We start from the raw sequence: 14538 nt of genomic DNA on the forward strand, positions 1-14538 counted from the left end.
AAAAATACCCAGCCAGAAATCGGCCGGGTATCCATTAGCTACTGACAATATTTCTCCGCACTATTTGTGGCGACAAAATAGAGTTGAAAGCAATTGGGTAGGCTGAGCGTGAGGTACCGCGCAGTTGGTACCAATAAGGACGCGGCGCGGGCAGAGCCGGTTGGGGGCCACGCGGCCGAGCAGTTACAACCGTGACCATGCCGACAGAACCGGCCGACAGCCCGATGAACGGGAGCAGGCATGAATTGAGGTTGGTCAGCATAAGTAGGAAGAGCTATTCCCCGATGACGTACACCGGCACGGCCTGCGCGTCGATGCCCCGGCCGGTTTCCTTCTTGACCTCTTTGCCATCCAGCAGGATTGAGCAGGTGATTTCCGAGGCCGCCGTGCCGCCGTCGATGCTGGCCAGAATGGTCAGGTTGTCGCCCTGTTTCATGGTGCGCTTAAACTTATAGCTCACTGGCAGCGGCGTGTTGCTGAGCGTCGTATTGCCGCCGCTTTCGTTGGTGTAGCTCAGGTAGTCCGATACCGGGGCATTGGAAGTAACCTTGTATTCTACCTGATACTCTTTCGGCCCCGAGGGCGTAGCATCGTTGTCTTTCGAGCAGCTGGTGGCCAGGGCCGCGCAGCTCAGCAGTAGATAGGCAAGTCGTTTCATAGGTCAGAAAGGGTGGTTAGCGGAAGTGATACCGCAGGCCGGCACTCGCGTTACCGGGCCATTGGTCGATTAAAGGGTTGTTGAACAGGTAGCCTTTCGTGCCGGTGGCCACGAGGGAAAGACGGTTGCCGAGGAAGAAATCAACTTCGGCCCCGGCTTGCGGGCCGTAGGTGAAGCGTTGCGGCTCGCTGGCATCGGCAGCCACGTCGCCCGTACGATTCTCGTTGGTGCGCTCGTAGCCGGCCCCCGCCCCGATGAGCAGATGCACGTAGGCAAACTCCCCAATACGGAACAGTTGCGGGGCGATAAACAGCCGGCCCTGATAGGTCGAGTATTCACCCCGAGCGCCGAGGTTGCCAGCATCCCGCAGACCACTGGCCCGCAGGGCCAGCTTATTGGTGAGCATGGAATTGTAGCTCAGCTCGTAGTAGTCGCCCTTTTCGGAGCGCCCGAGGTGGGCACCCCAGCTGGAAATGTGTTTAACGTGGCGTTGAGCCAGGGCCGGCGATATGCCGGCCCCAGCCAGTACAAGCGCCACAAGCAGGAGCTTTTTCATGCGGGTTTAGCGACGGGGACGGGCGCGGTCCATTTTAATGAGTGACTGTTGAACCAACACGTCGGCGTACACCAGCTCCGCCGCCTGGCGCGAGGGACCGGGCTGCGAGGATTCGGCCAACAGCCGGTCGGCTTCCTGGCGCAGCTGCATCGCCTTTATCATGTTGTCGTTTGAGGAGTTGAGGGCGGCCATCCGCTCGCCTTCCGTCATGGCGTAGCGGCCCGGATTCTTGAGCGTGGCATTCATTTCAATGCTCTGCTGCGTCATTTCGTCGGCAATCTTGTAGTAGCCGAAGGCGGTAGCAATCTTCTTCTTCTGCATCATTTCTTCGTAGGCGAATGTCGAAACGGCGGCTTCTTCGCGCTTGGCCTGATACTGGGAAGAACTCATGCGGCCGCCTGCGGCCGTGGCCCCCGCGCCAAAGCGGGAAAACACGTCGTACACGGTGTTCAGGTCCTGCTGCGGGTTGTTGAGCTGCAGGGCCTGCCGCAGGCGTTCGGCTTTCTGAAACACCGGCATGTACTGGTTGCTCTGGCCCCGGCCAGACATGGACAGCGCCCGCGCAAACAGCTCCTGCGGATTGGAGAGGCGCAAATCCTGAATGCTTTGCACCTTCCGTAAGTCGGCCTGCACCTGCCGCTGTAGCTGCAGCGTCTGGTCGGTAATGTCCTTTACCTGACCGGTAATATCCTTGGTGACACCGGCAATCTGCCGGGCATCTTTTACTACCTGGTAGTTTTTGACGGTTTCGGTCCACTGGGCCAGCCGTTTGGCGAAGTCGCCAATGTGAATGCCCATGTGCAGCGGGTCATTTACTACGGCTTGCGCGGAGGCCTCCTTAGTGGAGAAAACCAGCGTAACGGCCAGCAAAGCGGGCAAAAGGAGCTTTTTCATAGTCGTAAGCTTTTAAGTGAACGGAAAGGAATCAGCGGCCACTCGCGGCTTCCGGCCCCAGCTGGCCGGCCGCCGCCGTGGTAATCAGGATGGGGTAGCCATCGGGGAGCAGCACGTCGCGCAGCTTGGTGCGCGTTTTGGGCCGGGAGAGCACCGTCGCCGCGACGCGGCCCCCGACGCCCACCACCGAGTTAGCGGCCGACGCTGAGCGGTCGATGGCGGTACTGAGTTCCTGCGTGGTCTGCTGCTGCAGGTCGCTGCCGGCCATGGAGGCATCTTTGGCAATGCGCTTCACCGGGTCAATCATGATGCCGGGCATGTAATTGAAGTCGTAGATGTCGGCATCGACCCGCGTTGGGCCGAGGCGGTTGACTTCCAGCGTCACGTTGTTATTGCCCACCGTGGCCACGGCCGCGAAGACCATGTTCTTGGGAAAGGTCACGCCGCTGACCACGGCATCTTCCAGCAGGCGCAGAATGACCACCGAGCCGGTGCGGACCTTCTGCTCCCCGTTGATGACGCACTTAAAAAACACGTCGGGGGTAAGTTGTTGCTGCTGCTGGTAGTTGCCCTGCGCCATCAGGCGCGAGGAGTTGCCCACTTTGACGGTATTGAAGCCATCCATGCCGGGGGCATTCATCCGGGTGGCCAGCAGCTGCGCGGTCTGGTTGGGGTCGCGGTAGCGTTTGCCCGTCATGCGCTCGTAGGCAGCGCGGGTTTCGGGCGGGGAGCTGGCCAGCATCGCCAACACGTCCGGGTCGGTTTCAAACGGGGTACCGTCCGCGTCCCGCGCCGGCACCAGGCTACGGGCAGCCGAAGAGGTGCGCCGCCGGCCGCCGCCGCCGCTGGCCGTGATACGGCGACGGGGCACCACCAGCGTTTCTGAGCGGTAAGAGCCGGTGCTTGGGTCCTGAATAGTCGTCTCGATGGTATCCACGTCGGCCGCGGCCACGCGGGCGGCCTCGGCCCGACGGGCCGCAGCCTGAGCGAAAGCCTGAGCGCGCCGCCGCCGCCGCAGCGCCTGCCCGGTCGTATCGACGGCAAACACATCGACCACATCTTCATCGGTCGGGGTCGCCGGGGCCGATTTGGCGTCCATTTCGGCGCGGCGCTGGGCCTCGATTTGGGCTGAAGGCGAGGCGACGGGCGAAACCGGCGAGGTTTCGGGCGAAGCAATTTCCGGCTCAATGTTCGCCGAGGCAGCCGCTACCGGCTCCTTTTCCTGTTGGGCGGCTTCCTTTGCGGACTTAAGCCATAAGAACAGGCCACCGACCACGAGCACCAGCAGCAGGCCGGCAAAGGCCATCCAGTTGGTACGCAGGATTTCGGTGGGCGTACGTTTCTCAACCACGGCCGCTGGCCGCTGCTCCTGCTCATTTTCGGGGCTCGGCGGTCGAACGGCCGGCTGATTTTGGGAGGTGATGGGTTCCATAGGGATAGGGGCCGGCGGCCTTAAATGGTGGAGGCGCGGTTAATCACCCGCGAGGGCACCGGCAGCACCAGCACCCGTGCCCCGTTGAGTTCGCGCAGGGTTACTTCCAGGTAGCCGCGTTCCGTGGCCGCGTACAGGGGAATGGCGTAGGTCAGGTAGCCGGTGGTGCGGCCGGTGATAATCTGATTGGCCAGCCCGCCCGAGGGAGCCAGCGGCCGGCGCGCTTCGTTCTTTTTGCGGGCCAGAAACTTCTTCTGAGCATTTTCCACCAACTGGAAATCGGTGAAATCGACGTTGTAGTCGATGTTGGTCTTGTTGATGACCTTGAAGCGCAGGTAGGTGAAATCCTTGTCGTTGCGCACGTTGGCCAGCGATAGCACCAGGTCATTATCCACCACGGCTACCGCCTGATGCTCTTCCTTGGCTTTGCGCAGCTTGCTGAGCTTGCCCTCGACCTCGTTTTTCTTCGCCAGCTCCTTGTCCAGCGCCAGCTCGTTTTCCGGGGCCGAGCCGGCCGCCGTGCCGGTGCCGCTCATGCCCAGGGCCCCGTCCTTCTGAAAGTCGTAGAGCTGCAGAACCGGCCGGTTGACAAACACGAGACGCCCCATCCAATACTTCGAGCCGTAGCGAATGAGCATGGGCGTAGGGGGCGCATTCTTGCGTTTGGCACGCACGAACACGGCATTTGCTTCGATTTTGACCAGGTAGTTATTGGCCATGCCCACATCGACGAGCGACACCGGGCCACCGAACACGAGGTAGGTAGTGGAGCTGTCCGAAACGGCCACGTCCAGCAGAGTTTCATTGGCCACCACCACCGAGGAGGGCGGGCGCTGGGTGCGGGCGGTTTGGGCCGAGGCCCCGGCAGCGGAAAAAAGCAGGCCCAGCAGGGCCGGCAGGATATAGGTAGGCATGATTGACATCAGGTTTAGGGGTTAGCGAGGAGCCGGGCCAGCCGGCGCGGGAGTGGTAGCCGCCGGAGCCGGGGCCTCATCGGGGGCCGGGGCCAGGCCACTTTGCGCTTCCTGCAGGCGACGTTGGCGGTCGGCTTCCTGCGACTGCAGCAACTCCGTTTCTTCCCGCGTCAGCGTGGGCGTGTAGGGGATGTAGTCGAAGTTGGTAATCAGCAGCCCGTAGGGGTTGGCATCCGAGCGGTTGGTTTCTTCCAGGTTGAACTTGGCAGCCAGCGGCAGCGGCTCTTTCTGTTGGCCGCCGATGAAAATGCGCTGCTTGATGTAGACTTGACCGGCCCAGGGGCGCTTGCTCATGTCCACGAGCACACTATCCACCGTCACGACGTTGCGGGCCGCGTACCGCTCGTAGTTCTGCAGCACCTGGCCCCGCGTGAAGCCCTCGTAAATCCGTCGGCCCCCACGGCCCTCAATCAGCGGCAGGGCCGCATCCAGGTTGGCCTTGTAAGTGTATTGGTCGTGGCCGAACATGGTTTGCATGAACTGGCGCACCAGGTTGCGAGCCTCGTAGGCGGTGTGGGCATCCGTTCCGGCCGAAAGGGCCGCTACCGAGCCGGTTTGCGAGACGACGTACACGCGCTTACCGCTGTTCTCGTAGGCCCGGTACACCAGGAAGCCCGAGGCCAGGGCGACCAGCAGCAGGGCTAAAACACTCCCCAGCGCCAGGTTGCGCATGGTGGAGAAGGAGGTACTCAAATCTTTGGCGGAATCCATCTTATAACTGGTTAGAAGGTCAGGCTGGAAGGGTGAAATCAGGTCGTTTGGGCATTTTCTTCCCTACCGCTCCATCATGTGAGCAGCAGAAAAGACCCTTTCAGAAGAGGGGATTTAGGTAGTCCAGAGGCCCGAGGCCCGCTGCCGGTAGGAAGGATTCAGGGCATCCGACATGGTGATGGAGGGCAGTCCCGAGGAGGCGGAGCTACTTGCTTCGCCGCCACCTCCGCTGCCGCCGCCACTAGGGCTACCTGTGCCGCCGCCGCTGCCAGCACTGCCGCTACTGCTACCGCCGCCGCCAGCATTGCCCATTGCCCGACCCACGGCCGAGGCCAGACCGCCCCCACCGGGAGCCGCCACTCCGGCCACCGTCGTCGCCGCGCCCATTGCCATCCCGGCCATCTGGCCGGCGAATCCCTGCACGGCCGAGGAGCCGATGAACAGGGACGTGAGGTAGGGCACGATGATGTAGAGCATCACGAAGGCCACCGACATGAGCATGAACTTGGTGTCATCCACCGATTGGGCCGGCCCGCCGCTGGCCAGTATGCCGCCCGCGACCCGCTGGGTATCGGCAAAAAAGCCGTACATGGTATCCAGGAGCACGAACGTGAGCCCCCACATCTGCACGGCGATGAAGTTCTGCAGCCACTTCATGGCCAGCTGACCGAAGGCCGGAATGACGGAAAGCGTCATGGCGATAGGCCCGGAAACGTAGAGGAAGCCGAGGATGAACTGTTGCAGGAACGTCATTATTTCCCGGACGATAAGCACGGTGGTAGCCGTGAAAAGTCGCGTCATAATGCCCGAGAAGGTGAAGGAGCTGAGCGTGTCGGAGATGCTGCTAATCATGGCGGCCGCCCCCGATACAATGTCGCCCATCCCGATATTGTCATTGCTGGCCGCTGCCGCCACCGCCGGCGGCGTAGTCAGGGCGCTGAGGGCTTCGGCCGCGGACTGGTCGGTGGAGAACAGGGCCGTAAAGGCCGCAATGCCGGTACCCAGGGTATCAATCAGGCTCTGGTAGAAAAAGAGCAGGAAGAATATCCAGGTAGCCTTGATAATTGGCCCCCAGTCCATTGCCAGGCCGCTACCGCTGATAAAGCCGCGCCCGATGGTGTAGAGCAGGGCGATGCCCATCAGCGAGGGCGTCAGAAACCGGCAGGCCGTGAGTACAATGGCTAAGGTCTGGTCACAGGCGCGCAGAAACCCCGGGTCGATGCCGTAGGCCACCATTAGAAAGTTGCTCATCATTTCCCCCCGAGCTTGCGGCTCTGCTTATCTTCGACAAACTGGTCCACGGCGTAGTCGAGGCGCTGCACTTTCACGTCCTCGTACTGTATCTCCCCATCGGTGCCGACCACGAGCTGGCCGGCCTTGTCCACTTTGGGGCGGCGGTTGGTCTGCTGGTAGAACTTTACCAGCTTGTTGAGGTGGTTGCGCTCCACCGGCTTGGACGTCAGGATGGCATCGAGCTGGGGTGAGGCCTCCAGGGCAAATACCTTCCCTTTGGCTCCCTGCTTGATGAAGAACTCGCGCAGGGCATCAGTCGAGCGCACCGACTTAATCAAATCCATCTCGTGGCCGGTGAGGCCGAGTGGGGCCTGCAGCTGGGCCAGCGAGTCCGGGTTGATGTGCCGCAGGATGATTTTGGTAGCCGAGTTGTTGATAATGGCCGGCCCAATCTTGCTGCTGGTAATCTCGGTGATGCCCTGGGTGATGATGGTCACCGAGCCGTTGGTTTTTCGAATCGTGCGGTACATGGATTCGATGAACTCTGAGAGTACCCCGCTGAGCATCGTCCAGGCTTCATCCAGGGCGATGTACTTCACGTCATCCGGGAACTTGCGAAACAAATCCAGGCTCAGCTCGGTGATGAGCATGGCCACCACGGGGTATAGGTCGGGGTCGGCCTGCACTTTGGCCAGGTCGAAGCAGATGAGCCGGTACTCGCTCAAATCCACGTCGCGCTTGGCGTTGAGCACCCGCTCGTAGCGCCCGCCACTGATGTACTGACCCAGCACCAGGAAAAACTGGTGCATGTCGATGTACTTCATGTTTTTCTGGTACTGCCGGCGCGCCCCGTCCAGCGGGTCCGCTTCCTGTCCTTCGCCGGGCACCGATACCGGCTTTTGCATATCGGCGTCGTAGCGCTCCACGAAGCGGTAGAAGCTCTCCATGCCGGGAAACTCCTCATCCTTCTGCCCCAGCTTGTCGTGCTCGTTGAGATACCCGTAGTATTCAATCAGAAACCGGCTGAGGATGGTGCGTTCCGACTTATCCAGGCCCGTGTCCTTGCCCCCTTTCCAGAGGGCGGCAATCAGGGCCAGGTGGAAGTTGGTTTTCTCATCGTTGTAGAGCCACTTGTTGCCGTTGGCTTTGTCGCGGGGCACGATGAAGGGGTTGAACTCAATCGGGCGCTGCGGGTCGTACTCGAAGTAGGTGTTGTCGAAATCCTCCCCGTTCAGGGACTGCAGCACGTTGCGGTAGGTGCCGCCCACGTCCATGATAATCTGCCGCGCCCCCTTCTCGTAGCGCTGCACAATCAGGTTGCCGAAAGTGTAGGACTTGCCCGAGCCGGAAGGCCCGATAACCATGGCATTCTGATTGTCCAGCGCCGTGTTGAACAGGTTCACCTGCACCAGATTGCGGAAGCGGTCTGTGAGGTATTCTCCTACCGGGTCGGTTTTGTAGGTAGCGGTCCAGTGCATGTAGCAGGCCCCCCGGTCGGCGGTGGTGGTCAGCCAGCGGTCGGGTACCTGGTTAGCGTTGCCCGGCAGCAGGCCGAAGAATACCGGCAGGGCCAGGTAGCTTTCCACGACGCTTTCCGTGCCGAACATATAGCGGAAGGCGGCCGTGGCCCGCTCGACGTTTTCCCGCCGGCTGGTATCGTTGGTATCCCACAGCATAACCGAGAGATGCAGGCCCACAATCTGCTTGTTTTCGGCCCGGACTTCGGCGGTAAACTCCTCGACTTCCGCCGCCCGCAGGTGGTTATCCTGAGTGGCCAGGAAGGAGAGCGAGGCATTTAGCTTGCGGTCGGTATCCAGGCTGCTCAGCTCAGCGCGGGTATCCTGAATCATCAGGGCCTGCGTGAGGACGTGCGGGCACTGGAGAATATGCGTGAGCGGGTAGAGCATCGGCGCGGTGACGCCGTAGCTGTTTTTCACGGCCGGGTAAGCGTCCGAGCCCTGCCCCACCATCGACAGGACATTGACCTTCTGCTCGCCCACGCTGAACGTGCCCATATCGTTGCCCATCTCGCGCTCCTGCCGGGTGGGCTGGCCGTCGAAATTGAGGTTGAAGTACTGCAGGTACAGCTGGTGGATTTCCTGGCTGCTGAGCCGCTCGAAGGTGACGCCGCCCAGGTTCTTGATGCCCTGAATGAATTCGACCGCACCGCTTTCGGCCACCTCCAGGGTTTGCACCAGCTGCGCAAACGGATTCTTGAGCACGGCCTCGCCGGCGCGGGCCACCAGGGCATTCACCGCATTGGTTTTGGGCGACTTTACCGCCGCCGGCGCAAACGAGATGAACAGGTAAGACTTCTGGAACAGCACCAGCCGCTCGAAAAAGTGCTTGTTCATTTTGTTTTCAAAGTAGGTCTGCTGGGTTTTGTCTTCCCGATAAGGCCGGTCGTAATAGATGTCCGTTTTCTGCACGATGCTGCCCACCGGCAGTGCCCGCAGCACCCCGACGAGGGCGGCTTGGAAGGCCTCATAGTCTTCAATGGTCCAGCTTTCCATTTCGGCCGGCTCGACCAGGAAGCCCACGCCGACGCGCCCATCCTTGAACACGACCTTGTCGCCCTCGAAGCTATGCACCGGCATCACCGCGCTAAACGCGGTGGTTTTTGGCTTTTTTGTCATGAGCGGGAGTTGGTAAAGGCCCCACGGCCAGGCGGCGGGGCTGAATGAAGGTGAAGGAGAGCCACCCCATCAAAAAGCCGGGCGCTTGCTTGCGGCTCAGGTAGCGCAGGCCCATAATGAGGCCCAGTTCCACGATGATGACGAGCAGGTAGATAATGCGGGGGATTTTGACCGCCATCCCCAGAAATCCGAGCAGCAGCACGGAACCGATGAACAGGCCAACCATGATGCCCAGGTCCTGAATATTCATGCCCAGGACCTGGGCTGGTCGCTCAATAGACTTGTAGGAGCGCATGAGAGCGGAAAATCAGGGCTTAGCGTACGCCACCTTCGCCGCCGCCTACGGCCCCTACCAAATCGTCCTTGAACAGCTGGAAACCGAACCACAGGATTACCCCGCCGACGAGCCAGCCCAAAGAGCCGAGTGCATCCGGGGCACCCTGCACGAACTTCATGACCACGCGAATCAGGCCGATAACCAGCACGATGGCGAAGATGACCTGCACAATGCCCACGACGGTTTCCTGCACTCCTTCGAGGGCACCTTGGGCACTACCGCTTTGGGCAAAAGCCGCCCGGTTGGACAACGCCAGGGCCGTCAGCACGGCGTAGGCGCGTTTTTCTGCATTGGATGGTTGGTAGGCGTGTCCGGCAACAGCCAATTTCTTGGCCAGGGAAAGGGGTTTGGTGAACATGGGAGAAAGGGTGTTGGAAATGGAGTGTGAGGGCGCTTATCTCCCCGGAAGCGGTGGAAAACGGATTAGGCGCAGCGCAGCAGTTGGCTGGCTGGCGTAGGGCTGGCACGCGGCATCGCCCGGGCCAGACAGGTCTGGCCCGGTGCTTAAAAGCAGTTGGGGGCGGATGGGGCGGGCACTGGAAGAAGTGGGAAGGCCGGAGCGGCGGGTAGCGGGGATGAGTGAGGTAGCATAGCGGGAGGGTAGAAATGAGAATGAGTAGTTGCTCGTAAGTAGGCCGGGTGCCGGCCGCCGGGCCGGCTTACTTTCCGGGATACAGCCCCGTCAGCGCCGCTTTCTGGCTGGCATTCTTGGCCGCGAGGGCTGCCCGCTTGCGCTGGCGTAGCTCTACCTGCTTCAGCTGATTGGCTTGGTCATTTTTGGTCGGGGCAGCCGTCGTAATCGGGTTGTCATAGAGGGATTCCGGCACGGCATCATCTGCCGCAGCTACCGGGGCTGAATGCGCAGTGTCAGCCGTAGAGGCCGTTTCAATAGTTGGAACTGCCGCTTCTTCCATGCCCGTAGTGGTCGGGCTTTCCGGCTCGTCGATACCAAGCCTATCAAAAACCGACACTGCCGCCGTACCTAGCGCGTGAACCGAAGAGACTACCGGTGGCGCACCATCGGTCGGCGTGGCCTCTGCCTCCTCAGTGGCCGGCACCTCTGCTGTCGTCATAGCGGCCTCATTCTCAGCTGCAGCATCCGCCGCAGATTCCGTAGTCGCCAGTTCCCGCGCCGTGATTTGGTCGGCTTCCATGCGGTCCGCTTCCGCCTGTAGCTCCTGCTCCTCCTTGGCCCGGAAATCCTCTTCGGGCATCAAGCGCGAGATGGGGTTGTCGGCTGACACGGGCGGCGCGGCTTCGGCCGGCGTGGGCGTTGGCTTTGGCCCATAGTGAAAGGAGCGCACCGACCGGTGATTGCTGGTGGCTACCAGCACCTCCGGCTTGCCCTTCCCGCTGCCGGTGAAGCGCCACCACACCAGCCCCAACAGGGCCGCGAGGGGTAGAAGTACCAGCAGGAAGAACAGGGCAGCTTGCATACTGGCGATGCTTTACGCCCTGTGTTCTGATAAAGTTCTGAAAGATTTCTAAAGTAATTCTTTTAAACTTCTTAAAAGTTTCTGCGTTAGCCGCACTAGTTCGTTTCCGCAGCCTCAGCACCCATCAAGCTGACCGGCGGCTAATCGTACTATTTTGGCTTTTTGAGTTACCTGTTTGCAGCGTTTAGCTGCAATTTGTGTCTTTGTGGATTCTTTGCGTAAGCATCTGTCCACTCACACCTTTTGCACTATAACACCAACTGTTTACATGGTACCATCTCCACACATTTCGGCCCCGCTGGGCTTCCCCGACCTAAAGCTTTCCGTCCCCTATGCCGACGCCATCCGCTACGCCCAATTCCGCCTGTTGATGCTGGCTAAGGGGGAGTTGAAGTCGTTCTGCGAACAGCACGAGCTTCCTTACACCAGCATTGTTGGCCTGAAAAACAACTCCCTCAAACGCGAAGAGCCGCGCTTACTACAGCGCCTGCTCCGCAGCCTGGCCGTCGATACGGAGGTAATCCGCATCCCCCCCAACAGCCAGAGTCCCCGCTTCCTGTTTCCTACGGTAGAAGCCCTGACCACTTTTCAGCAGCAGCTCAAATGCTTTGACAGTGGCAACCCTCCCCTTCCCGAATCCGAAGCCCCCACGGGCGGCGCGGAATCCCCTACCCCGTAACCACGACCGGATAGCCTTCCTGGTAGCCGAGCGGTACTTCTCACCGCTTTTCTTTCCCCGCCCGGAGCTACTGGTCATTTAAGACCACCAGTAAGCTACCCGCGATGAATGCACACCGTGAGAACGACCCCAACGAGCTTGACCGGTTCAAGCGTGATATTGACCTCGTAGACTACGCCGAGCGGCAGGGCTACCAGATAAAAAAGGAAGGCAAGCGCGGCGACTGGCACCAGCTCGAAAAAGACGGGGAGGTGCTCATCGTCACGCGCAAAGACGACCATCAGGTGTACCTCAATACCGGCGACGACCGGGACAAGGGCAGCGTCATTGATTTTGCGAAAACCCGGGGCGGTGATGGCCACGGGCTTAATTTGGGGCAGGTCCGCCAGCAGCTACGCGAGTATCTGAATGACGGGCCTGCCCCAACTCGTGCCTACGCCCCGGCCGCCGACGTGACCCGGCTGAACGCGTTGCCCGTTGGCAACCCTGACCACGAGCGCCAGGCCGAGGAAGACCGCCGGACGCGGCTGATTTCCGAGGTGCTGGGCGTGAAGCGGGAACTGACCGACCGCACGTACCTGCACGGCCGGGGCATCGAGGACCAGACTATCGACAGCCCGGCTTTTCAGGGCCGCATCTTCACCGCGCAGCAGAACGAGCATAAGAACACGGCCTTTCCCTTATACAACGCCGAAGGGCTGGTCAGCGTCGAGCAGAAGAACGAGCACTACAAAAACCTGCTTCCATTGCCTAAAAACGGTATTTGGGTATCCCACCCCACCGAGGGGAAAGGCACTCAGGTAGAGCGCATCATCGTCAGCGAGTCGGCCATTGATTCGTTGTCCCACCACCAGCTGAAAAGCGGCCAGGACCAGAAAAACACCATCTACATTGCCACCAGCGGCACACCGACCGAGGCCCAGGTAGCCCTGATTCAGCGGGTGATTGACAAGCAGGAGCCCCGGGAGGTCGTATTGGCCAACGACCGCGACGCCGGGGGGCGGCAGTTCAACATGAACTACCTGAACGAGCTGCACCCGGCCCGGCCGCTGGTGCCCGTGGCCGAGCAGGAAGCCTACAAAGAGCCGACGCGGCCGGTGCAGTGGCACGCCACCAGCGACAAGTACCACACGGGCTTGAAAGTGACCTATCACCACGACTCGGCTGAAGCCGGCGCGCAGCAGGTGCAGCAACTCAGCGACCGGGTAGGCCAGATGAACGGCACCCAGGAAGCCGGCCCCACCATTGCCCTGGAGGTGCAGCGCAGTTCCGACCGTGAGACGGTGCTACGGTTGTCGGTGGCCAAAGCCGACACCGCGCAGTTGGAGGTGCTGACCCACGAGCTATACCGGCAGCGCGAACAGCTACGCCCGGAGCCGGAGCGCCAGCAGGAGACATTTCTGCGGGTAGATTACCCGGTGGCAAAGGACTGGAACCGCGACCTGGAGTTAACCCGGCAGGGCCTGAATGCCGAGCAAATCCGCTCCCAGGCCCAGCGCGACGAGCAGCAGCGCGAAGCGGAGCGGCAGCAGCGCCTCGCCGAGCAGCACCGCCAGGAGCAGGAGCAGCGCCAGTTGGCGCGCCAGCAGGAGCAGCAGCGCCGCGAGAACACCCCGGAAGCGCAAGAGCAGCGCGAGGCGGACGACCGCCGATTCAATCAGGTCGTGCTGGGTGCGGCCGTCGCCAGTGCCGACACAGCGCCGGACCCGCGCCCGTTCCGCTCCTACCAGTCCGAGCAGGAAGCCGCCGCGCACACCGCGCAGTTTGTGCACGCCCGAGATGCGGGGTTGGTTTTGCTGAAAGAGTACATCAACGATAACCCCGCCCCCACCGGCCGCAAGGTGGATGAAACCGAGCAGCAGGAGAACCGTGACCGGGCGCGCTACGCCGAACGAAACCCAGCCCCGGCGCTGGCCACCGTGCCGGCAGCTGAGGAGAAAACCGCGACGTGGAAGATTGACGAAGTTGCCCCCAACACCACCGGCCGCGCCGAGGCTTGGAAGGAGGTGCTGGATAACAGCTCGTACAGCTACAAGACGAGCGAAATCCGCAGTACGATTGACGAGCAGGGCATCCGCCGCGCGGAGTTCGATATGACCTATCGTAACGACCAGCCCGATATTGCCATCATCCACGCCATCATTACGAACACCAACGCCCGGGCCGAGGCCGGCCAGGAAGTATATGCCGGCGTTAGCGTCAGCGAGAGCGAGGCCGACCGTGCAGCGCGCCAGGTAGTCGCCGAGGCCGCCGCCATTCAGCCCCACAACCGCGACCGGAGCATGGACCAGGCATCGGCCACGCCGGCAGCCGAGGGGTCGCCGGAGCCCCGGGCCGCCGAAGCAGTACCCGCGCCGCAGGGCGACGAGAAGCAGGTAGTTATTAAAGTGGACGAGGTTGCGCCCGCGCCGGGTGCCCGCGGCCAGGCTGAAGCCGTGAAAGAAGCCGTGGCCGGCAGCGGAGCGAAGACCGGCGACATTCAGAGCACCACTGATGCGCAGGGCATCCGCCACTCTGAGATGACGGTTTCGTACCGAACAGACCAGCCTGAAATTGCCCGCGTCAGCCAAACGCTCGATGCAGTGGCCAGCCAGAAAGGCAGCAGCGTGATTGAGCACAGCAGCGACCGGGCTGAGCGCCGGGAAATCAGCAAGGGCTACGAAATGGCCCAGCCGCAGCGTACCCAGGAAATCACGCGGTAGCCGGGCGCGAAGCGCCCGGCTACCGCGCCGAGTTCGCCGTTTTAATGCCGGTTAAGAAAAGCCGTCCTGGTTCTCAGGGCGGCTTTTTTGTGTCGGCTGTAGGGAGGGTTTATTTTTTATTGTTGCCACTAATTTCCCGTTTCTGAGACGTGAGAGTAGTTTTTCAATAGTAGCAGCGGTGCTAGAAGCAGCTAACTAATAGCTTTTATAAGCCAAGGATTCAGCAGTTGGGCGTGTCCCTTCGGGCCGGGCTATCCAGGGCTGCGGCTACGCCTTCGGTCCTTCGGACT

At 61.3% G+C, this 14538-nt stretch carries 13 protein-coding genes; 2 read left to right on the forward strand and 11 right to left on the reverse strand.

Annotation, left to right across the window (positions count from 1 at the left end; translation table 11 throughout):
• Window positions 1-274: 274 nt before the first annotated feature.
• The 11 genes from ABIB60_RS21600 to ABIB60_RS21650 all read right to left on the reverse strand — a co-directional run bounded on the left by ABIB60_RS21600 (window position 275) and on the right by ABIB60_RS21650 (window position 10867).
• Window positions 275-658: a hypothetical protein gene (locus ABIB60_RS21600; RefSeq protein WP_354582413.1), complete on the reverse strand. Its 384-nt coding sequence runs from the start codon at window positions 656-658 to the stop codon at window positions 275-277.
• A 16-nt stretch (window positions 659-674) separates the two neighbouring features.
• Window positions 675-1214, reverse strand: coding sequence for a hypothetical protein (locus tag ABIB60_RS21605; protein ID WP_354582414.1), 540 nt, complete (start codon window positions 1212-1214; stop codon window positions 675-677).
• A gap of 6 nt (window positions 1215-1220) precedes the next feature.
• On the reverse strand, window positions 1221-2108 hold the full coding sequence (locus tag ABIB60_RS21610; RefSeq protein WP_354582415.1) for a hypothetical protein: 888 nt from the start codon (window positions 2106-2108) through the stop codon (window positions 1221-1223).
• A 31-nt stretch (window positions 2109-2139) separates the two neighbouring features.
• Complete coding sequence (gene traM / locus ABIB60_RS21615) at window positions 2140-3540, reverse strand: conjugative transposon protein TraM (protein ID WP_354582416.1); 1401 nt, start codon at window positions 3538-3540, stop codon at window positions 2140-2142.
• A gap of 20 nt (window positions 3541-3560) precedes the next feature.
• Window positions 3561-4454, reverse strand: a complete 894-nt coding sequence (locus ABIB60_RS21620) for a DUF4138 domain-containing protein (protein ID WP_354582417.1) — start codon at window positions 4452-4454, stop codon at window positions 3561-3563.
• A gap of 21 nt (window positions 4455-4475) precedes the next feature.
• Window positions 4476-5225, reverse strand: coding sequence for a conjugal transfer protein TraK (locus tag ABIB60_RS21625; RefSeq protein WP_354582418.1), 750 nt, complete (start codon window positions 5223-5225; stop codon window positions 4476-4478).
• Between the two features lie 114 nt (window positions 5226-5339).
• Entirely contained in the window at window positions 5340-6479 is a 1140-nt protein-coding gene (locus ABIB60_RS21630; protein ID WP_354582419.1) for a hypothetical protein, read from the reverse strand.
• Window positions 6476-9094, reverse strand: a complete 2619-nt coding sequence (locus tag ABIB60_RS21635) for a VirB4 family type IV secretion system protein (RefSeq protein ID WP_354582420.1) — start codon at window positions 9092-9094, stop codon at window positions 6476-6478. The genes ABIB60_RS21630 and ABIB60_RS21635 overlap by 4 nt, the downstream gene beginning before the upstream one ends.
• Window positions 9063-9389, reverse strand: a complete 327-nt coding sequence (locus tag ABIB60_RS21640; RefSeq protein WP_135398388.1) for a hypothetical protein — start codon at window positions 9387-9389, stop codon at window positions 9063-9065. The genes ABIB60_RS21635 and ABIB60_RS21640 overlap by 32 nt, the downstream gene beginning before the upstream one ends.
• Before the next feature lie 19 nt (window positions 9390-9408).
• Window positions 9409-9789 (reverse strand): hypothetical protein, encoded by a 381-nt coding sequence (locus ABIB60_RS21645; RefSeq protein ID WP_354582421.1) that lies wholly within the window; start codon window positions 9787-9789, stop codon window positions 9409-9411.
• Window positions 9790-10090: 301 nt separating this feature from the next.
• Complete coding sequence (locus ABIB60_RS21650; protein ID WP_354582422.1) at window positions 10091-10867, reverse strand: hypothetical protein; 777 nt, start codon at window positions 10865-10867, stop codon at window positions 10091-10093.
• 268 nt (window positions 10868-11135) lie between these two features.
• On the opposite strand from ABIB60_RS21650, the gene ABIB60_RS21655 reads away from it, so the two are divergent.
• The gene (locus tag ABIB60_RS21655) at window positions 11136-11546 is read left to right on the forward strand and encodes a hypothetical protein (protein ID WP_135533111.1); all 411 of its coding nucleotides are present in this window, start codon (window positions 11136-11138) and stop codon (window positions 11544-11546) included.
• Between the two features lie 104 nt (window positions 11547-11650).
• On the forward strand, window positions 11651-14248 hold the full coding sequence (locus tag ABIB60_RS21660) for a toprim domain-containing protein (protein WP_354582423.1): 2598 nt from the start codon (window positions 11651-11653) through the stop codon (window positions 14246-14248).
• Window positions 14249-14538: the final 290 nt, after the last annotated feature.

This window comes from Hymenobacter sp. UYP22, from assembly GCF_040547285.1.
Classification (GTDB): Bacteria; Bacteroidota; Bacteroidia; order Cytophagales; family Hymenobacteraceae; genus Hymenobacter.

Coding starts and splice junctions, on each gene's coding strand:
- ABIB60_RS21600 (WP_354582413.1), bottom strand. CDS start 658: ATGAAACGACTTGCCTATCTACTGCTGAGCTGCGCGGCCCTGGCCACC.
- ABIB60_RS21605 (WP_354582414.1), bottom strand. CDS start 1,214: ATGAAAAAGCTCCTGCTTGTGGCGCTTGTACTGGCTGGGGCCGGCATA.
- ABIB60_RS21610 (WP_354582415.1), bottom strand. CDS start 2,108: ATGAAAAAGCTCCTTTTGCCCGCTTTGCTGGCCGTTACGCTGGTTTTC.
- traM (WP_354582416.1), bottom strand. CDS start 3,540: ATGGAACCCATCACCTCCCAAAATCAGCCGGCCGTTCGACCGCCGAGC.
- ABIB60_RS21620 (WP_354582417.1), bottom strand. CDS start 4,454: ATGCCTACCTATATCCTGCCGGCCCTGCTGGGCCTGCTTTTTTCCGCT.
- ABIB60_RS21625 (WP_354582418.1), bottom strand. CDS start 5,225: ATGGATTCCGCCAAAGATTTGAGTACCTCCTTCTCCACCATGCGCAAC.
- ABIB60_RS21630 (WP_354582419.1), bottom strand. CDS start 6,479: ATGATGAGCAACTTTCTAATGGTGGCCTACGGCATCGACCCGGGGTTT.
- ABIB60_RS21635 (WP_354582420.1), bottom strand. CDS start 9,094: ATGACAAAAAAGCCAAAAACCACCGCGTTTAGCGCGGTGATGCCGGTG.
- ABIB60_RS21640 (WP_135398388.1), bottom strand. CDS start 9,389: ATGCGCTCCTACAAGTCTATTGAGCGACCAGCCCAGGTCCTGGGCATG.
- ABIB60_RS21645 (WP_354582421.1), bottom strand. CDS start 9,789: ATGTTCACCAAACCCCTTTCCCTGGCCAAGAAATTGGCTGTTGCCGGA.
- ABIB60_RS21650 (WP_354582422.1), bottom strand. CDS start 10,867: ATGCAAGCTGCCCTGTTCTTCCTGCTGGTACTTCTACCCCTCGCGGCC.
- ABIB60_RS21655 (WP_135533111.1), top strand. CDS start 11,136: ATGGTACCATCTCCACACATTTCGGCCCCGCTGGGCTTCCCCGACCTA.
- ABIB60_RS21660 (WP_354582423.1), top strand. CDS start 11,651: ATGAATGCACACCGTGAGAACGACCCCAACGAGCTTGACCGGTTCAAG.